Annotated in this window: 14 protein-coding genes and 2 pseudogenes; 11 read left to right on the top strand and 5 right to left on the bottom strand. The window is 70.6% G+C overall.

The genetic code is table 11. The features are described from left to right. The first annotated feature begins 13 nt into the window (after nt 1-13). Nucleotides 14-658: a response regulator gene (locus KXC43_RS36285; RefSeq protein ID WP_221380740.1), complete on the top strand. Its 645-nt coding sequence runs from the start codon at nt 14-16 to the stop codon at nt 656-658. A gap of 363 nt (nt 659-1,021) precedes the next feature. On the opposite strand, the gene KXC43_RS36290 is transcribed toward KXC43_RS36285, so the two are convergent. The 4 genes from KXC43_RS36290 to KXC43_RS36305 form a co-directional block, all read right to left on the bottom strand. Next, nucleotides 1,022-2,428 (bottom strand): DUF4389 domain-containing protein, encoded by a 1,407-nt coding sequence (locus KXC43_RS36290; RefSeq protein WP_221380741.1) that lies wholly within the window; start codon nt 2,426-2,428, stop codon nt 1,022-1,024. 86 nt (nt 2,429-2,514) lie between these two features. Next, on the bottom strand, nt 2,515-4,125 hold the full coding sequence (locus tag KXC43_RS36295; protein WP_221380742.1) for an ABC transporter permease: 1,611 nt from the start codon (nt 4,123-4,125) through the stop codon (nt 2,515-2,517). Then, nucleotides 4,118-5,077, bottom strand: coding sequence for an ABC transporter ATP-binding protein (locus tag KXC43_RS36300; RefSeq protein WP_221380743.1), 960 nt, complete (start codon nt 5,075-5,077; stop codon nt 4,118-4,120). Before KXC43_RS36300 ends, KXC43_RS36295 begins: the two co-directional genes overlap by 8 nt. A gap of 4 nt (nt 5,078-5,081) precedes the next feature. Continuing rightward, nucleotides 5,082-5,672, bottom strand: a complete 591-nt coding sequence (locus KXC43_RS36305; RefSeq protein WP_221380744.1) for a DoxX family membrane protein — start codon at nt 5,670-5,672, stop codon at nt 5,082-5,084. Nucleotides 5,673-5,930: 258 nt separating this feature from the next. On the opposite strand from KXC43_RS36305, the gene KXC43_RS36310 reads away from it, so the two are divergent. The 9 genes and pseudogenes from KXC43_RS36310 (at nt 5,931) to KXC43_RS36350 (ending at nt 16,498) form a co-directional block, all read left to right on the top strand. Next, nucleotides 5,931-6,938, top strand: a complete 1,008-nt coding sequence (locus KXC43_RS36310) for a universal stress protein (RefSeq protein WP_221380745.1) — start codon at nt 5,931-5,933, stop codon at nt 6,936-6,938. A 31-nt stretch (nt 6,939-6,969) separates the two neighbouring features. Further along, nucleotides 6,970-7,659 (top strand): CBS domain-containing protein, encoded by a 690-nt coding sequence (locus KXC43_RS36315; RefSeq protein ID WP_221380746.1) that lies wholly within the window; start codon nt 6,970-6,972, stop codon nt 7,657-7,659. A gap of 81 nt (nt 7,660-7,740) precedes the next feature. Continuing rightward, a pseudogene (adhE, locus tag KXC43_RS36320) lies at nt 7,741-9,915 on the top strand (bifunctional acetaldehyde-CoA/alcohol dehydrogenase); the annotation flags it as partial. Between the two features lie 94 nt (nt 9,916-10,009). Next, nucleotides 10,010-11,404: a cytochrome ubiquinol oxidase subunit I gene (locus tag KXC43_RS36325; RefSeq protein WP_221380747.1), complete on the top strand. Its 1,395-nt coding sequence runs from the start codon at nt 10,010-10,012 to the stop codon at nt 11,402-11,404. 19 nt (nt 11,405-11,423) lie between these two features. After that, nucleotides 11,424-12,419 carry a cytochrome d ubiquinol oxidase subunit II gene (gene cydB / locus KXC43_RS36330; protein ID WP_221380748.1) on the top strand — a complete coding sequence of 332 codons (996 nt, stop codon included), beginning with the start codon at nt 11,424-11,426 and terminating at the stop codon, nt 12,417-12,419. Next, the gene (gene cydD, locus KXC43_RS36335; RefSeq protein ID WP_221380749.1) at nt 12,416-14,107 is read left to right on the top strand and encodes a thiol reductant ABC exporter subunit CydD; all 1,692 of its coding nucleotides are present in this window, start codon (nt 12,416-12,418) and stop codon (nt 14,105-14,107) included. The genes cydB and cydD overlap by 4 nt, the downstream gene beginning before the upstream one ends. Beyond that, nucleotides 14,104-15,762, top strand: a complete 1,659-nt coding sequence (gene cydC / locus KXC43_RS36340) for a thiol reductant ABC exporter subunit CydC (RefSeq protein ID WP_221380750.1) — start codon at nt 14,104-14,106, stop codon at nt 15,760-15,762. The genes cydD and cydC overlap by 4 nt, the downstream gene beginning before the upstream one ends. A 161-nt stretch (nt 15,763-15,923) precedes the next feature. Continuing rightward, nucleotides 15,924-16,208: pseudogene (locus KXC43_RS53340) on the top strand (hypothetical protein); the annotation flags it as partial. A gap of 26 nt (nt 16,209-16,234) precedes the next feature. Next, the gene (locus tag KXC43_RS36350; protein WP_308129421.1) at nt 16,235-16,498 is read left to right on the top strand and encodes a hypothetical protein; all 264 of its coding nucleotides are present in this window, start codon (nt 16,235-16,237) and stop codon (nt 16,496-16,498) included. Nucleotides 16,499-16,983: 485 nt separating this feature from the next. On the opposite strand, the gene KXC43_RS36355 is transcribed toward KXC43_RS36350, so the two are convergent. Further along, nucleotides 16,984-17,958: an Acg family FMN-binding oxidoreductase gene (locus KXC43_RS36355; RefSeq protein ID WP_221380752.1), complete on the bottom strand. Its 975-nt coding sequence runs from the start codon at nt 17,956-17,958 to the stop codon at nt 16,984-16,986. A gap of 125 nt (nt 17,959-18,083) precedes the next feature. On the opposite strand from KXC43_RS36355, the gene KXC43_RS36360 reads away from it, so the two are divergent. Beyond that, nucleotides 18,084-18,416: a WS/DGAT domain-containing protein gene (locus tag KXC43_RS36360; protein WP_221380753.1), complete on the top strand. Its 333-nt coding sequence runs from the start codon at nt 18,084-18,086 to the stop codon at nt 18,414-18,416. Nucleotides 18,417-18,611: the final 195 nt, after the last annotated feature.

Here is an 18,611-nt window from a genome sequence, read left to right on the forward strand (position 1 = left end):
GTAAGAAGAACAAATGATCCGTGTCTTTCTGCTGGACGACCACGAAGTGGTGCGTCGCGGCCTGGTCGACCTGCTGCAGGCCGACGGCGACATCGAGGTGATCGGCGAGTCTGGTCTCGCCCAGGAGGCGACCGCGCGCATCCCCGCGCTGCGTCCCGACGTGGCGATCCTCGACGCCCGGCTGCCCGACGGCAACGGCATCGACGTGTGCCGCGATGTCCGAGCAGTGGACTCGACGATCAAAGGCCTGATCCTGACCTCGTACGAAGATGACGAGGCGCTGTTCGCCGCGATCATGGCGGGCGCCTCCGGCTACGTGCTCAAGCAAATACGCGGCAACGACCTGCTGGACGCGGTGCGCCGGGTGGCGGCGGGCCAGTCGCTGCTGGATCCGGCGGTCACCCAGCGGGTGCTGGAGCGCATCCGGCACGGCGTGGAACAGCCGCGCGAACTCGCCTCGCTGACCGATCAGGAGCGCAAGATCCTCGAGTTCATCGCCGAAGGGCTGACGAACCGGGAGATCGCCGGCCGCATGTTCCTGGCCGAGAAGACGGTCAAGAATTACGTCTCCAGCCTCCTGGCCAAGCTCGGCCTCGAGCGGCGTACACAGGCAGCGGTGCTCGCCACCCGCCTGCTGGGGGAGCATCCACACGGCTGACCAGGAGGATGCGGCCACTGGACCTGAGGGTGACCTCTCCGGGTTTGTTGTGCTCGTGCAGACTCCGCTCGACGCCGAAGGCAATGACGATCCGCCGGAGGCTGATTGTGTGACCGCCGAACATGGTGTGCGCGCTGCGGCTGCCCGGCGCGGTTGCGGCGGCGCCGCTTCGTTGGCTGCCGGCCCCGAGGTGAGCGCGACGCCGAGAGGGTTACTCAGACGCCGGTACCAACTGGCCGGCGGCCGGTAGGAGACACGCGTGCTGTAGTCCTGGATGCCATACCGTTTCCGGGTCATCATCGTGGCACCTCTCAAGTGGCTGTGTCCCGGCACCGTGGACGATGCCGGGACACGGCGCGGCGGTCAGACGCCGGCGGTGACCGGCGGAATGGGCTGGGGCGCCGGACCGACCGGTGGCGGCGGGTCGCTGTGCCGGCGGCCGAGGCCCACTCCGCCCAGCACGATCAGGCCGATGGCCAGCAGGCCGAGGATGATCCCGACGGTCAGAAGGCCGGCCCCCCAGGCGCCCAGGGCCGGCACCTGGAACGCGCCCCGGACGCCCGCGGTGATGCCGGGAGATCCGTCCGCGTTGGCGACGACCACGGCGTACTCGCCGTCCACCACGTTCCACTCGAGCGTCGCGTCCGGCCCGGTCGCAGAGGCGAGCCAGAAGGTCTGCGTGGCGGGGCCGGTGACCTCGCGGACGTCGCCGGTGGCCCGGTCGTAGTTCGGCGTCTCTTCGTTCAAGCTGGTGACTTGGTCGTGCGCGGTCCCGCTGAGCCAGGCGTCGACCGATCGCTGCGGAGCGATGCCGATGAACACTGGGCGTCCGGTGGGGGAGTCGGCGCTGAGCCGCAGCCCGCCGACGTCGGCGATGCTGCGGGTCCAGGCATCGGCGTCGACGATGGTCAGGTTCTCCGCGGTAATCGCTGAGGTGCCGCTGGCCAGATACACCGCGGGTGAGGTCACGTAACCGGCGCTGTCGCGCCGGCCGTCCACGGCAAGCAGGATGCCGCCGCCGATGGTGATGCCGGCCGCCGGGGCCAGCAGGAGCACGCCGGCCACCAGCGCCACGACCGAACCTGCCGTCGACGTGGTATGCGGGTGAACAGCCCGAGTCGGCAGGTCGTCCGGCCCGCCATCCGGCTCCGTCCCGCCCTGGTCCAGCCGGAACGGCGGGTAGCGCGGGGTGAGCAGGGTCAAGTACGTCAGCACGCGCAGGTTCCACCGGGCGATGCCGATGAGTAGGTCGGCGAGCCCGCGCGGGAAGCGGCCGGTGAACAGCAGGACGATGCCGGCGATGAGCAGGGCGGCCGAGACCACCCCGATGGGGGCAGCCGGTGTCCACGTCACGGAGCCGTTGAGCGCGACGACGATCAGAATGTGGGGAATGGCGAACAGCCACGCCACCAGGGGCAGCCAGCGCGGCGGCGGGTCAGCGCCATCGTCCAGCCGCATGCGTGCCGGGTGGTCGGGCACGTCGGCAAGGGTGAACGGCGGGTACCGGTCGGTGCCCAGCACCTGGTAGCCGTAGTAGCCGACCCGCCAGCTCCAGCGCAGGACACCGAGGTTGTACGCACGGATCGGGGCGGGGTAGTGGCCGGTGAACAGCACCGCCAGGTAGGCCACCAGGGTGAGCACCACCGAGCCGGTCGCGAGCACCAGCAGAGCGAGATAGTGCGGGACGAGCAGGATCCACTTCACGAGCCACAGCCATCGGCTCAGCGGCTCGTCGTGCCTTGCCTCGACCCGTACGGGATAGCGGTTCATGACACCTCCCGGGGTTTCCTTCAGCACAACTCCGCGGGGCCGCGCTTTCCAGGGCCGGAAGCCCTCCGGGCCGGGGGCCCAACGGATCAGATGAGCCCCGCTCGCCGGCGCCGCGCCACGGCGAGCGCGACCAGTGCCCATGCGGCGACCACGGCAAGGTGTTCCCAGGCGAATCCGCTCCCTGTCCCGTCCGGCCGGGTCGCGGCAAGCAGAGCTTGAAGCAGGTGCCGCAGCGGGAAGACGTCGGCGACGGTGGTGACGGCACGGGGCAGTGGCTGGTCACCGACCACGAAGATGTCCGACAGGAAGCAGAGCGGCAGCAGCGTTCCCAGCGTGACGGCGACCAGCGACCGCGCACGCGGCAGGAGCGCGGCCAGTGCCAGCCCCAGCGCGGAGAAGCACAACGAGCCGAGAAGAACGGTCAGGAGCACCGCGGGCAGGCGGGCCGGCTCGATGCGTACGCCGAGGAAGCCGATGCCCACCACGCCGAGCAGCGCGCCGCTCAGCAGGGCGGTGAGCAGGGCTGCGCACATCCGTCCCGCGACGTACGCGCCGAAGGGCAGGGGAGTGCCGAGAAGCCGCTTGAGCACGCCGGCGGAACGGGCACCGGCCAGGCCCTCCGGCATGTCGACATAGGCCGTGACCGCCACGGTGTACGCGGTCAGACTCGCGACCAGGTATTGCGCCATGGTCAGGCCGGATATCCGGGCGTCGCCGAACACGGTGGGAAAGAGGGCGAGGAGCAGGCCGGGGAAGACCACGGCGAAGAACACGGAGAGCACGTCACGGCGCATGCCGAGCAGCGCGTACGAGATCTGGCCGCCGAGCAGGGCGACCGGCGAATCACGGTGCCGCTCCTGAGGCGCCGACAGGCGCGTCCGTACCGGATCGGTCGTCTCCGCCACGGCAGGCCCGGCACCGAGTCCGCGAGGTCTCCAGCCGTACCTGCGTCGCGCGACGAGCACGCCCGCGATTGTCCAGGCGGCCAGCACGGCCAGATGACCGGGCGAGAAGCCGGCACCTCCGCCGGGGTGGAAGGTCTCGGCTGTCGCCAGGGCGAGGTGTTTGAGCGGCAGCGCAGATCCGATGATTTCCAGCGGCCGCGGCAGGTCGGCATCCACGATGAAGACGTCGGAGACGAATGCCAGCGGGATGAGGATGCCTTGCGCCAGCGCCTGGGTAGCCGTCACGGTCCGGACCGACGACGCCAGGGCGACGCCCAGCGCGGCGCAACAGGCGACGCCGAGCGCCAGCGTGACCAGCAGCGCCGGAAGCTTGTTCCACACGATCTCGACGTCGTACGCCAGCACGCCCGCGAACGCCAGCAGCAGTACGGCGGAGCCGGCCGCGAAGGCCGAGGCACACAGACGCGCGGCGAGCACGGCCCCGGCCGGTACGGGTGCGGCGCGCAGGCGCAACAGGACGCCGCTCTCACGCAGTACCGCCGTGTCGACCGCGACCATCGTGAAGGATGCCTGCGCCACACCGAAGACGGCGAACGGCGCGACGAGGAACTGGGTCACCCGCGCACCTTCTCCGGTGGTCGCGTCACCGACGATCGCTCCCACGATGATCAGGAAGGCGAGAGGAAAGGCCAGCGTGAAGAACGCGGCCGGCGGGTTGCGGAGGAAGGCGCGGACGGCGTGACCGGTGAGCGCCGGCACCGGCTTCGGCGGCCGGACGATCACGTCAGTCATCGGGTGCCTCCTCGGTCAGCGCGAGATAGGCGTCCTCCAGCGTCGGCGGCGCGACGGCGAAGTCGAGCAGCGGGATGCGGTGCTCCTCCGCCCACCGCGTGAGCCGGCAGGTGTCCGTCACCGGGTCGCGGGAGACGACCCGCACATGGTCCCCATGAATCTCCGGCGCAGTGCTCGTCGCCGGCAGGTCGGCTGACGACGCCAGCCGGAAGCTGATCAGGGTGGGCAGCCCGCTCTTCGCCCGCAGCTCGTCCGGCGTGCCGATCGTCAGCAACCGCCCTCCGCGAAGGACGCCCACCCGGTCGGCGAGGCGTTGTGCCTCCTCGAGATAGTGGGTGGTGAGCAGGATGGTCGTGCCCAGCTCACGCAGCCGTGTCACGAGGTCCCAGGCGTGGTGCCGGGCTGCCGGGTCGAAGCCGGTGGTCGGCTCGTCCAGGAAGAGCAACTCCGGGGCCCCTGCGAGGCCGAGCGCGAGGTCGAGGCGGCGTCGCTGGCCACCGGACAGGCCTTTCACCCGCGTCGTCCGCTTGTCGCCGAGGCCGACCAGGTCGATCAGCTCGTCCGGGTCGTGTCGGCGGGGGAACAGCCCGCATTGCAGCCGGACCAGCTCGCGAACGGTGAACTCCTCCTCGAACCCGGCGGACTGGAGCACGACTCCGATCCGTGCGCGGTAGGCCGAACCACCGGTCGATGGATCGAATCCCAGCACGTCGACGGAGCCGGAGTCCCGCGTGCGGTAGCCCTCCAGGATCTCCACAGTGGTGGTCTTGCCGGCGCCGTTCGGGCCGAGCAACGCGAAGATCTCACCGTCGCCGACGGTGAAGCTGACCCCGTCGACGGCGCGCACCCGCCCATACGCCTTGGTCAGGTCCTCGACGGTGATGCGGGGCGCGCTACCGTCCGGTCGCGGCGGGCGCGGCCGGACGGTGGTGTCCCGTCGATGAGTGCGCATGGCGTCAGATGAGCCAGCGGTTCTTCTGGACGAGGGGCAGGGAGGCCCACCACTTGCCCAGGCCCCAGGTGTGGCCGGCGTAGGTCAGGGCCAGGACGACGCCGGCGAGGCCGTAGATGATGTGGTAGTCGACGACGGGGTTGGTCGATCCGCTGGGCTCACCGGCGGCGGTGGTCCGGTCGAGCGGCCATTCGGCGGCCCACATGAGCAGCATCATGAGTGCGCCGGCGCCGGCGGCCAGACGCATGCCGATGCCCAGCGTGAAGGCGAGGCCGATGGCCAGCAGGCCGAGCATGAAGGCCCAGTTCGCCCACGGGTCGCCGGCGATGTTGTGGAAGAACGTCTGCAGCCAGCTCGGGCCGACTTCGACGTTGGCCAGGAAGCCCTTGGTGGGTGAGCCGCCGTTGATCCAGGCGCGCTCGGAGGTGGTGGCGAATCCCCAGCCGAACAGCTTGTCGAAGAATGCCCACAGGAAGACGAAGCCGGTGGAGATGCGCAGCACTGCAAGCGCCCGCGCGGCGGTCTTGGTGAGCATGGCGCCGGGGGCCTCGACGTGCTCCAGGTGAGTGGCGGTACCCCGGCCGATGGTTGTCATGGTGTCCTCCTTCATCGATGTCTGTACCTTGAGCCTGCACCGGTCGCGGGTGGGAGTCCCGAGGCCATGGGCTCGACCTGGAGGGGACGAAGGTCCCGTTGTCGGCTGTCCGGAGGCCGGCGCCACCACGGCGGTCGCTGATGGTTCCGCCATCGTCTCGGCGGTCGGACACGGACATGGACGTCAGGGCCGAACGGCCCGGCAGATGGTGTCCACCGCCTGTGCCGTGGGCCGCCGCCGGGCGCCTAACTTGCGACTATGCGCAGCGATGTCTCGACACCCCGGAACCGGCCGGTCATGGTCGGCGTGAACGGCTCGCGCATCTGTCCGGCGCTGGTCGACGTTGCGGTGACGGAAGCGGCCCGGTATCAGGTCCCGCTGATCATCGTGCATGTCTGGCCCGGCCGGTACACCGGCGCCTACCGCGGCCGAGGGACCGTGCCGTCGCGCGCCGACGCGCAACGGCTCCTCAATCTGGTGGCCGGCCGGGCCCGGTTGATCCAGGCGCATGTGCCAGTGAGCACCGAACTCCTGGACGGCGGTGCCGCCAATCTGCTGACCGAGGCCTCAGGCCACGCTCGCCTACTCGTGCTGGGGCATCGCGACGAGGCGTACACCCGACCGGCCTGGGGGTCGACCACTGCCTATCTGGCGTACCACAGTGCCTGCCCGCTGTTGATCTATCGCGGGGCGGTGCCGTCCGAGGGGCCGATCGTGGTGGCGACCTCGGCCCGGCCGGACAGTGACGCCACGCTTGGCTTCGCCTTCGAGCGCGCCGCGCTGGTGAAGGCCCCGCTTGTCGCACTGCACATGTGGGCCAGGCCGGGCGCTGCCGACGGCACCCCGCCGGCCGTGCGACCGGGCGCGTACGCCGAGGAACGGGCGGTTGCCGCGCAAGCCCTGGCCGAGACGTTGGCGCGCTGGACCACGCGGTTCCCCGACGTGGCGGTCGAGCGTCTCGTGGTCAATGACTTCGAGAGGGCGTACACCATCGAACGCGCGCTGCGGCGTGGTCGTCTGATGGTGGCCGGGATCGGCCGGAGCGGCAGCTTCGCCGAACTTCTGTGCAGCGCGCGACAAGCCACCGCGGGCGTGCGGCGCACAAGCCCGACCTTGCTCGTTCCGCCATCGACGTCGATGATGCCGGATCCGCTCACGGCTTCCGTGATCAGCCCCAACGCCCCTGGGAAAGGCGCGGCCTACGGGGTCGAAGGTCCCGTTATGGCGGGACCGTCGGTTCTGCCCTGGTCCACAGATCGGTCCTAGCGTCGGGTTGAGACCGAACGAGGAGGACGACATGAAGAACTGGACCGTGAACGACGTGATGACCGAAGCAGTCGTGTCCGTGGACAGCGCTGCCACCTATCGGGACGTCGTCGATGTGCTGACCCGGCACCGTTTCAGCGCCGTGCCCGTCGTCGATGCCTTCCAGCACGTAGTGGGCGTGGTGTCCGAGGCCGACCTGCTGCGCAAGATCGAGTATGAGGGTGACGGAACACCGCGGCTGTTCGAGTCCCGGCGCCGGCGCGGCGAGCGGGCCAAGGCGGGCTTGCGGACGGTGGCGGACCTCATGAGCAGGCCCCCGGTCACCGTCCTGAGCGGAACCGCGATCGCCGCGGCGGCGCGCCAAATGGACACCGAGGACGTCAAACGCCTGCCGGTGAACGACGACCTGGGTCGCCTGATCGGCATCGTGTCCCGCGGCGACCTGCTCAAGGTGCACCTGCGGCCGGACGACGAGATCCTGGCCGACGTCGAGAACGAAGTGATCAACCAGTTCCTCGTCGAGGACTCGGCGAAGGTGATTGCTGCCGTCGTGCACGGCGTTGTCACCTTGAGCGGCAAGGTCGACCGTGGCTCGTCCGTCGACATCGCCACCCGTCTGACCCGGCGCATCCCGGGTGTCGTGGACGTGATCTCCACGATCGAGTTCGCCTACGACGACCGTGAGGCGCTGACGGCGGGCATGTTCTTCGGCGTCGCGTGACCGCGGCGACAGGGAGAGGAGAGGTGATGACTGCCGCCGTAACGGTGGACGGTCTCGTGGCCCAGGGCCTTCGCCTTCCACCCGGCGGCGCAGCGGTGCAGCGCCGAGGCGGCTCGAGTGGTGCGCGACGCAGCTGTGGCGGCGGGCGCGCCCGCGCACTGCATCCAGTGGATCGAGCAGCCGTCGGTTGAGACGACCACCGCGCTCATGCACCACCCCGGCATCGCGACGATCCTGGCCACCGGCGGCAACAGCATGGTCCGTGCGGCCTACTCCGCCGGCAAACCGGCGCTCGGCGTGGGCGCGGGCAACGTTCCGGCGTACGTGGAGGCGAGCGCGAACCTCAAGTGGGCCGTGCACGACATCGTGCTGTCCAAGTCGTTCGACAACGGCATGGTCTGCGCTTCCGAGCAGACTGTCATCCTCGATGACACCGTCTACGACGACGCGCTCGCCGAGTTCGGCAACCTGCACGCGTACGTCGCCACGCCCGCCGAGAAGGCGCAGCTCGAACAGTTCATCTTCGGCGTTGCGGCCGGGGGCACCGGATGCGACGGCGACCGGCTCAACCCCGATGTCGTGGGCCGGACCGCGGCCTGGATCGCCGAGCAGGCGGGCTTCGCCGTGCCGCCCCAGACGTCGATCATCCTCGCCGAGGTGGGCGAGGTGGGTCCGATCGAGCCGCTGACGCGCGAGAAGCTCGCCCCCGTGCTTGCCGTGCTGCGCGCCCGATCCCACGACGAGGGCCTGCGTTACGCCGCCCAGATGGTGGAGTTCCACGGCCTCGGGCACAGCGCCGTCATCCACACCGAGGACGACGACCTGGTCAAGGAGTTCGGCCGCCGGATGAAGGCCGTCCGGATCATCTGGAACTCGCCGGCCTCGCAAGGCGGCATCGGCGATATGTACAACGCGTTCCTCCCGTCGCTCACCCTCGGGTGCGGCAGCTACGGCGGCAACTCGGTGTCGAACAACGTCTCGGCGGTCAACCTCATCAACGTCAAGCGGATCGGCCGGCGGACCAACAACCTCCAGTGGTTCAAGGTCCCCTCGAAGATCTACTTCGAGCCGTACGCGATCCGTTACCTCACCGACATGCCCGACGTCCAGCGGGTCACCGTCGTCACCGACGAGACGATGACCCGGCTCGGCTTCGTCGACCGGATCAACCGGGTGCTGCAGGCTCGCCCCGGCAGGGTGACCCTGCAGATCATCGACGATGTCGAACCGGAGCCGCGGATGACGACCGTGGACCGGGGCGCGGCGCTGATGCGCTCGTTCCGGCCGGACACGATCATCGCGCTCGGCGGCGGCTCGGCCATGGACGCGGCCAAGGTGATGTGGCTGAAGTACGAGCACCCCGAGGTCGACTTCGACGACATGCGGGAGAAGTTCTTCGACATCCGCAAGCGGGCGTTCGCGTTCCCGGCGCTGGGGGCGCAGGCGCAGCTGGTGTGCATTCCGACGACCTCGGGCACCGGGGCGGAGGTCACGCCGTTCGCGGTCATCACCGACCACGTCACCGGCAAGAAGTATCCGCTGGCCGACTACGCGCTCACCCCCACCGTCGCCATCGTCGACCCGGAACTCGCCGCGAGCCTTCCTCGCGCAATCGCGGCCGACAGTGGCTTCGACGCGCTGACGCACGCCATCGAGGCGTACGTGTCGGTCTACGCCGGCGACTTCACCGACGGGCTCGCCCTGCATGCCATCCGTCTGATCTTCGCGAACCTCGAGCAGTCCGTCGTGGCCGGGGACGCGGGAGCGCGCGAGCACATGCACAACGCCGGCACAATCGCCGGGATGGCGTTCGGCAGCGCCTTCCTGGGCATCGTGCACGCCATGTCGCACACGCTGGGCGCCACCTTCCAGATCGCCCATGGGCGCACCAACGCGGTGCTGCTGCCGCACGTGATCCGCTACAACGGCTCGATGCCGTCGAAGCTGTCCGGCTGGCCCAAGTACGAGAGCTACCGGGCGCCCGAACGCTTCGCCGACATCGCCCGGATGCTCGGGCTGCCCGCCGCCACACCGGCCGAGGCGGTCGAGTCCCTCGCCCGGGCCGTCGAGACGCTGCGCGACGCGGTCGGTATCGAACCGTCGTTCGCCAAGCTCGGCGTCGAGGAGAGCGACTTCCTCGTCGCCCTGCCCCGGCAGGCCCTCAACGCGTACGAGGACCAGTGCGCGCCGGCCAACCCGCGGATGCCGATGCTCGACGACATGCAGCAGTTGATGAGGGACGCCTACGACGGCTGACGGGACCACGGTCGGGACCGGACGGGACTTTCGGCCCTGACCGCCGGGCGGAGCGATCAACAGACTCGGTGTCATCCGTGGAAAGGACCCGCTCGTGGACGCGCTCGATCTGGCCCGATGGCAGTTCGGCATCACCACCGTTTACCACTTCCTGTTCGTGCCGATCACCATCGGCATGTCCGCTCTGGTAGCCGGCCTGCAGACCGCCTGGGTGCGGACCGGCAAGGAGCACTATCTGCGCGCCACCAGGTTCTGGGGCAAGCTCTTCCTGATCAACTTCGCGATGGGCGTGGTCACCGGCATCGTGCAGGAGTTCCAGTTCGGCATGAACTGGAGCGACTACTCGCGCTTCGTCGGCGACGTCTTCGGAGCCCCGCTGGCGATCGAGGGGCTGCTCGCCTTCTTCCTCGAGTCGACCTTCCTCGGCCTGTGGATCTTCGGCTGGGATCGCCTGCCGAAGCGCCTGCACCTCGCCACGATCTGGCTGGCCTCGATCGGCACGCTGCTGTCGGCGTACTTCATCCTGGCGGCCAATTCGTGGATGCAGCACCCGGTCGGTTACACCGTGAACCCCGTATCGGGCCGGGCCGAGCTCACCAGCATCTGGGCGGTGCTGACCAACTCCACGACGCTGGTCACCTTCCCGCACACCATCACGGCGTGCTTCCTGACCGCCGGGGCCGTGCTGCTCGCGGTGAGCGCCTGGCACCTCAAGCGCCGCAACCAGGAGGACGTGTTCCGCCCGGGCCTCAAGCTCGGCGCCTGGGTGGTGCTGATCGCCGGGGTCGGCGTGCTGATCACCGGTGACTTGCAGGCGCGCATCATGACCGAGCAGCAGCCGATGAAGATGGCCGCGGCCGAAGCGCTGTACGACACGTCCAAGCCGGCGAGCTTCTCGATTTTCACGATCGGGTCGCTCGACGGGCGCGAGGAGATGGCAAGCGTGCGTATCCCGTCGCTGCTGTCGTTCATGGCCACCGGCAGCCCGGGCGGCGAGGTCGAGGGCATCAACAACCTCCAGGCCGAGTACGCCGAGAAGTACGGACCCGGCGACTACACGCCCTATGTGCCGGTCACCTACTGGTCGTTCCGCCTCATGATCGGCTTCGGTGGGCTCGCCATGCTCGTGGCCCTCGCCGCGCTCTGGGCCACCCGCCGCGGCCGGGCACCCACCAACCGGTGGCTGTGGCTCGCCGCGATCACCTCGATCGGCATGCCGCTGGCGGCCAACTCGTTCGGCTGGATCTTCACCGAGATGGGCCGCCAGCCGTGGACGGTCTTCGGCGTCTTCAAGACCGCGGACAGCGTCTCACCCTCGGTCGGAGCCGGGTCGGTCGCCACTTCGTTGATCGTGCTCACCCTGCTCTACGGAGTGCTCGCCGTCGTCGAGGTCGGGCTTTTCGTCCGGTACGCCCGGGCCGGCGCTCCGGAGCTGCCACCGGCGAGCGACGACGACTCCGAAGACCGCCCCCTCGCCTTCGCCTACTGACGCCCACGGAGACTCTGACATGGAACTCACGACTGTCTGGTTCGCGCTCATCGCGACCCTCTGGGCCGGCTACTTCCTGCTCGAAGGCTTCGACTTCGGCGTCGGCATCCTGCTGCCGGTCCTCGCTCGCGACAACCGCGAACGCCGCCTGCTCATCAACACGATCGGCCCGGTCTGGGACGGCAACGAGGTCTGGCTGCTGGTCGCCGGTGGGGCCACCTTCGCCGCCTTCCCGGAGTGGTACGCCACCCTGTTCTCCGGCTTCTACCTGCCGCTGCTGCTCATCCTGGTCGCGCTGATCCTGCGCGGCGTCGCGTTCGAGTACCGCGGCAAGCGCGACGACGACACCTGGCGGCGCCGCTGGGACCTCTGCATCATCGGCGGCAGCCTTGTCCCGGCGATCCTCTGGGGCGTGGCCTTCGGCAACATCGTGCGCGGCGTGAAACTCGACGCGAATCACGAGTACGTCGGCGGCTTCTTCGACCTGCTCAACCCGTACGCGTTGCTCGGTGGCCTGACCACCCTGACGCTGTTCGTGCTGCACGGCGCGGTGTTCCTGGCCCTGAAGACCGACGGCGAGATGCGCGAGCGGGCCGGCCGGCTCGCCGAGCGGCTGGCGCCGGTGGCGATCCTGGTCGCCGGCGGGTTCCTGGCCTGGACTGCGGGGACCCACCACGACCTCATCGGCTGGCTGATCTTCGCAGCCGCGGCGCTCGCCCTGGCCGGAGCGGCGTTCGCCACCCGATTCCGCCGCGAAGGCTGGGCCTTCCTGGCCACCGGCGTGACGCTCGTGCTCGCGGTCGCGGGGCTGTTCGTGACGCTGTTCCCGGACGTGATGCCGTCCAGCATCGCCGCGGCCAACAGTTTGACCGTCGACAACGCGTCGTCCACGCCGTACACGCTGAAGGTGATGACCTGGGTGGCGGTGGCCTTCACCCCGATCGTGCTGGCCTACCAGGGCTGGACCTACTGGGTGTTCCGCAAGCGGCTCACGATCGAGCGGATCCCCGCGTGAAGCCCCTCGACCCGCGGCTGCTGCGGTACGCCCGCAGTACCCGCGTCTACCTGGCTGCAACCGTCGCCCTCGGGGTGGTGCTCGCCGCGCTGATCGTCGCCCAAGCGACCCTGCTGGCGCACGGCATCACCGCAGTGTTCCTCGACGGCGCCGATCTGCGGACGCTGACGCCGACTCTGGTCGCGCTCGCCGCCGTGGTCGCCGGCCGGGCGGTGGTCGCGTGGGCACAGGAGACCGTCGCGGTCCGGTCCTCCGCGTCGGTCAAGAGCGAGCTGCGCAGCCGCCTGCTGGCGCACCTGGCGGCCGTCGGGCCGGCCCGCGGAGGCGACACCGGGGCGGTCACGACGCTGATCACCCGGGGACTCGACGCCCTCGACGCCTACTTCGCCCGCTACCTGCCCCAACTAGTGCTCGCGGCGCTGGTACCGGCGGTCGTGCTGGCCCGGCTGCTGCCGGCCGACCTGACCGCCACCATCACCATCGCGCTGACCCTGCCCCTCATCCCGGTCTTCATGGCCCTGGTCGGCCTGCACACCGAAGCCGCCAACCGCCGCCAGTTCCGCCTGCTCAGCCGGCTCTCGCACCACTTCCTCGACGTGGTCGCCGGCCTGACCACACTCAAGATCTTCGGCCGAGCCGGCGCCCAAGTGGCCACGATCCGGCGGATCAGCACGGAGCAGCGCCGGCTCACCATGCGAACGCTGCGCGTCGCGTTCCTGTCCTCGCTCGTCCTCGAACTGCTGGCCACGCTGTCGGTGGCGCTGGTCGCGGTCGGCATCGGCCTGCGCCTGGTCTCCGGCCATCTCGACCTGACCACGGCGCTGCTCGTCCTGATCCTGGCGCCGGAGGCGTATCTGCCGCTGCGTCAGGTGGGCGCGCACTACCACGCCAGCGCCGAAGGGCTGGCGGCCGCCGAGGAGGCCTTCGCGATCCTCGAAACCCCGGCGCCCGCACGCGGGACGGCGCAGGCGCCGACCGGGACGATCGTCTTCGACGACGTGGTGGTCCGCTACCGCGACCGGGACGCGCTGCGCCTGTCCGCGACGATCGAACCCGGCCAGATCGTGGCCCTGATCGGGCCGAGCGGCTGTGGCAAGTCCACCGCGCTCGACGTCCTGCTCGGCTTCGTCGCCCCGGACCACGGCCGGGTCACCGTCGGCGGCGTCGACCTGGGCGAAGTCGACCCGGCCGCCTGGCGGTCCACGATCGCATGGGTGCCGCAGCGGCCGTACCTGTTCGCCGGCAGCATCCGCGACAACATCGCCCTCGGCGGGCCGCCCACGCGCACCCCTGCGCCGCCTACGGCGTTCGCGTACTGCTTCACCGGCGCCTTGCCCGACGCACCCGCCCCCGATGTGACGGCCGCGGCGCGACTCGCCGGCGCCGACGGCTTCATCGCCGAGCTGCCGGACGGCTACGACGCCGCGCTGGGCGACAACGGCGCCGGGCTCTCGGCCGGGCAGCGACAGCGGATCGCCCTGGCGCGCGCGTTCCTGCGCGACGCTCCGATCGTGCTGCTCGACGAACCGACCGCCAACCTGGATGCCGGCACCGCAGCCGAGGTGATGGCCGCCATCCGGCACCTCGCCCGTGGCCGTACGGTCGTCATCGCCGCGCACCGCCCAGAACTGATCGCCTTGGCCGACCGCGTCGTCGACGTGGTCCCGCAGCCGGTGGGTGTCCGATGAGCTGGATCCGGTTGCTGCGGACCGCGGCCTCGCCCGCCGCCGGGGGACTGGTGCTGGCCGTCCTGGCCGGAACCGGCGCGGCCGGCGCGGCGGTCGGCCTGATGGCCGTCTCCGCGTGGCTGATCTCCCGCGCCGCCCTGCACCCGCCGGTGCTGCACCTGATGGTCGCCATCGTCGCCGTGCGCGCCTTCGGCCTCAGCCGCGGCGTCCTGCGCTACGCCGAACGGCTGGCCGGGCACGACGCGGCCCTGCGGGTCCTAGAGCGGCTGCGGGCCCGCGTCTTCGCCCGGCTGGCCGAGCTGGCCCCGGCCGGGCTCGCCGGCTACCGCCACGCCGACCTCGCCCAACGGCTGTCCGCCGACGTGGACGCCGTGCTCGACATGCTGACCCGGGTGCTGCTGCCGTATGCGGTCGCGGCCCTCGTCGGTCTCGGCTCCGTGCTGCTGGTCGGTGCGTACTCGCCGGTGGCGGGACTGGCCCTCGCCGGCGGGCTGCTGCTGGTCGGCGCTGTCGTGCCGGTGCTGCAGTCCCGCGCCGCACGCCTCGCCGACGGGCGCCGGGCGCCGCTGCGCGCCGAACTGGCCGCCGGCACCGTCGACCTGGTGCACGGACTGCCGGACCTGCTCGCGTACGGCGCAGCCGGCAGCCGGCTCGCCGGGCTGGCCGAGTCCGATGCGAAGCTGCGCCGGGCCGAGCAGCGCTCCAGCGCCCTGGCCGGCGTCTCCGCCGCCGTCACCGCGCTGGCCACCGGCATCTGCCTGCTCGTCGGTCTCGCCGCCGGCGCGGTCGCGGTCCGCTCCGGCGCCCTCTCCGGCGAGCTGCTGGCCGTCGTCGTGCTGACCCCTCTCGCGGTGTTCGAGACCGCCGCCGTTCTGCCCGCTGCGGCGCAGCACTTCGCGGCCGCCCGTGCCTCGCTGCGCCGACTGGCCGACGTGCTGTCCACACCGGCGCCGGTCACCGCCCCACCCGCGCCGGTCGACGTCCCGGACGGCCCGCACACGCTGCGCCTCGAGGCGGTCGCCGCCGCCTGGACGCCGGGCCGCACCGTGCTGCACGGCGTTGACCTCGAGCTGCTGCCCGGCGCCCGAGTCGCGCTGGTGGGTCCCAGCGGCAGTGGCAAGAGCACCGTGGCGGCGCTGCTGGTCCGCTTCCTCGACCCCACTGCCGGTCGGGTCACCCTCGACGGCATCGACCTGCGCCGGATCGCTCCCGAACAAGTGCGGCAGGTCGTCGGCTACCTGCCCGAGGACGCCTACCTGTTCGACACCACCATCGCGGCGAACCTGCGCGTCGCCCGGCCTGACGCCACCGCCGAGCAGCTGCGCGGTGTCCTCGCGCAGGCCCGCTTGCTGGACTGGATCGACACCCTGCCCGACGGGGTCGAGACGCTGGTCGGCGAGCACGGCCGGGCACTGTCCGGCGGCCAGCGGCGCCGCCTCGCGCTGGCCCGGGCGCTGCTGGCCGGATTCCAGGTGCTGATCCTCGACGAGCCCACCGAGCACCTCGACGACGAGACCGCCGTCGCACTCCTCGACGACCTGCTGGCCGCGGCCGGCGACCGCACCGTCCTGGTCATCACCCACCGGGCCGACATCGCCGGTCACGTGGACCGGCTCGTCGACCTCGGCCGTCACCGCGTTCCGGCGCCGGTATGAGTCAGCGACTTCGTCACCACCGCGGACTTCCGTTCCTCCGTCCGCGGCGCGAACACGGCTCGCGGACCGGTGACCACGGTCGTCCTCGGTAAGGGCCGCACGACGTTGAACGCGCTGGGCAAGTCGTCACCTCACCCGTAACGGTCGCCGGCTCGGCGCTCGCGTTCGAAGGCAACGTGACGGTGCGGATCCTCCAGGTGACCGGACACGTCGTGCGGGTTGGCGAAGGCGAGGACGAGATCGTGCATCTGGCGAACATGCGAGGCGAGGTCGGCAAGCTTCGCGCGCCGCGCGAGCCGACCGATCCGCTCGGCTGGCGGAGCACGTCTGAGCCGCGGAAGCCGAGCGGATCGAGCCAGGGCAGATCGGCGTGCGCGGGAGGGACTTTCGTCCCTGCCGCGCACCGTCTGGAGCGGCGAGCATGGAAGCCGGGAGGTGAGAAATGATGTTGTTCGCTCTCACGGTATTCCTAGTGCTCATTGCGATCTGCGCGCTGCCTGCCGTCTTCGACTGGTATGACGAAGCGAAAAAGCATCGCGACGTCGCCGAGGCCAAAGAGCTGGCGGCCACCGTACCGTCGCGGCCGGAAAGCCTGGAGGGTGTTCTGGTCGCGCAGCTGACCGCCGATGAGATCAACCGCGGTCAGTACATCCGAGCCATGGCAAAGGTCGCTGCTCGAGACGACGAGCGCCACCCTCTCGCGGTGCCGCCGGAGACGGGCGCCGCGGACGTCTGAAAGTTGTGAATGCCATGTATGCGCGGCAGCGTCAGACACGTGGTCGACCACGTGTCTGACGCTGCCGACCTTTGCGGAGAAGCACCCGCTGAGAGTTGAGGTGTGCTCGCCGCTGAGCCGGGTCATCGACACCGCCGAGTTGCTGCCCTCAGTCTGATCGGGACAGCAGCACGGCGGCGTGCCGGTCGGCTCACGCGGGATGCCGGGCATCCAGCAGGGAAGCGGCCAGCTCCACGGCCCACTTCCGGGCGCGGTCCAGCTCTCCGGCGACCAGCGGACCGGTGGTCCCGGGACCAGCCGGCCCGGCGGGACCTCAGGAGCTCCTTCAGCACCGTCCGGCCTTCGGCCGCCCTGCTGTCGTCGGCCGGATGCTCGAGCGGGACTGACGCCGTCGTGCTCGCCGACTGGGGATGGACGCTCGGGCGGTGTGAACTCCGTCGACCGGGCGTGGACTCTCCGGCTCCAGTGAGGACCCGGACCGTAGCTCAGGATGCGGCCTGCTGGACGACCTCGCCGACCGGACGCCGAGGCGTGGCCGGTGCCGGCTGGCCGTAACCGAGCCGGATCACCATCTGCGCGAACCGGCCGGCGCGCCGGTCGGTGAGCACCTCGCGGATGCCCGGAATCTCCACCGGCTGGCTGATCGGGGTGGTGGCCAGATGCCGCGTGGTCGCGGTGAGCAGCACCCGCTGCAGGGCCTGGCCCGCCCGGATCCAGTCGGCCGGGTCGTCGCCGCCGGTGGTGAGCACGGCGATGGTCGGATGGCTCTCAAACTTCTCAGCGCGACGTTGCCGCTGCGGATGCACGATGCCGAAGTCGCGCATCGGTAGCCGTTCCAGGGCGTCCCACGGGCCGTACGCGGCGGTCGGGACGCCGTCGCGGCGGCGAGCCGCGGGGCGGGTCCACTTGCCCATCTCCGCGCGGTAGCCGTCGCGGGCACGCAGGCGTCGCTCCGCCTCCCGGCCCAGACCGGCGATGATGGTACGGCTCGCCGCCCCGGCCACGGTCAGCGCTGCGCCCTCGTGGCCTGCCGCCGCGCGTAGCTCCTCGAGGACGTCGGCCGGTACCACCTTGGGCAGGAACGGTTGCCGGTTGGTGTGCCGTCGCTCGATCGCGTCGGCGAGTTCGAGCACCGCCGCGGACGGCTCGGCGGGTTGGCCGGGCCGGATCACGGCCACCAGGTCAGGGCGGTCCGGGTCGGGCAGGACGGCCAGTTCCGGCATGCGGCCGGCCCGGCGCAGCGCCAGCCGCAGCGTGAAGACGGCCGCGCCGACGCTGACCATGAGTTCCCGGCCGTCCGGGTCGAGCACGTCGAGTTGCCGATCGCGGTCCGCGTACACCTCGATCGCCTCGCCCGTCAGCGCGAACCGCCACGGCTGACTGTTGTGCAGGGAGGGCGCCAGGGTCGCCGCATGTACGCAGCGCATGAGCTCCGGTGTGGCAAGGACGGACGCGTTCATGAACCTACCTCCTGCAGTGACGCTATGCGGTCGAGACCGGGACCGGCAGAGTCGTTGGACCCGAGTTCACCGAGCCGGTGCGGGAGTCGATCGGCCCCGCCCGACGGCGCCGTGCTGCTGGAACGATGAAGTCATCCGGCGGCCTGCGGCGTGCGGTGGCGGGCTTGCGCGAACTCGGCATCGGGCGGGTGCGTCCGCAGCTGGCCGAGCTCATCTCCCTTGTGCGACCGACGTCCCGTTGCCGTGCACTGGTACGCCACCGGATCGGCCAGCTGGTGCCGATGGTGGCGACCCCCGGCGATACGGGTGTCACCTTCGCCGCGTTGTCCTACGCGGGCAAACTGACCATCAGCGTGATCGCCGATCCCGGCATCGTGCCCGAGTACGACGCGCTGGCCGCCGCTGTCCGAAGGACCTTGACCGTCCTGGCCCGGAAGCACGAGATGCGAGCGCGATGAGCGTGGTCAGGCGGCCTCCGCCCGTAGCTTCGCGTGGTCGGCTCACCTCCGGCGGGGGTAAACGCCGTGCAGTCCGATTGGACTGGACGGGGACGAAAGGTGACCAGCCGTAGTATCGAAGCACCCAACGAAAGCCCGACCCGAACCACAGGATCGTCACTGTGCAACGGATTCACGTCATGGCGAGCTCGGCCG

It is taken from the genome of Paractinoplanes polyasparticus (assembly GCF_019710575.1).
Lineage (GTDB): Bacteria > Actinomycetota > Actinomycetes > Mycobacteriales > Micromonosporaceae > Actinoplanes > Actinoplanes polyasparticus.

Excerpts from the sequence above, each read along its gene's own strand:
- KXC43_RS36295 (WP_221380742.1), bottom strand. The coding sequence starts at position 4,125 with ATGACTGACGTGATCGTCCGGCCGCCGAAGCCGGTGCCGGCGCTCACC.
- KXC43_RS36360 (WP_221380753.1), top strand. The coding sequence starts at position 18,084 with ATGAAGTCATCCGGCGGCCTGCGGCGTGCGGTGGCGGGCTTGCGCGAA.
- KXC43_RS36290 (WP_221380741.1), bottom strand. The coding sequence starts at position 2,428 with ATGAACCGCTATCCCGTACGGGTCGAGGCAAGGCACGACGAGCCGCTG.
- KXC43_RS36355 (WP_221380752.1), bottom strand. The coding sequence starts at position 17,958 with ATGAACGCGTCCGTCCTTGCCACACCGGAGCTCATGCGCTGCGTACAT.
- KXC43_RS36315 (WP_221380746.1), top strand. The coding sequence starts at position 6,970 with ATGAAGAACTGGACCGTGAACGACGTGATGACCGAAGCAGTCGTGTCC.
- KXC43_RS36310 (WP_221380745.1), top strand. The coding sequence starts at position 5,931 with ATGCGCAGCGATGTCTCGACACCCCGGAACCGGCCGGTCATGGTCGGC.
- KXC43_RS36285 (WP_221380740.1), top strand. The coding sequence starts at position 14 with ATGATCCGTGTCTTTCTGCTGGACGACCACGAAGTGGTGCGTCGCGGC.
- KXC43_RS36300 (WP_221380743.1), bottom strand. The coding sequence starts at position 5,077 with ATGCGCACTCATCGACGGGACACCACCGTCCGGCCGCGCCCGCCGCGA.
- KXC43_RS36305 (WP_221380744.1), bottom strand. The coding sequence starts at position 5,672 with ATGACAACCATCGGCCGGGGTACCGCCACTCACCTGGAGCACGTCGAG.
- cydC (WP_221380750.1), top strand. The coding sequence starts at position 14,104 with ATGAGCTGGATCCGGTTGCTGCGGACCGCGGCCTCGCCCGCCGCCGGG.
- cydB (WP_221380748.1), top strand. The coding sequence starts at position 11,424 with ATGGAACTCACGACTGTCTGGTTCGCGCTCATCGCGACCCTCTGGGCC.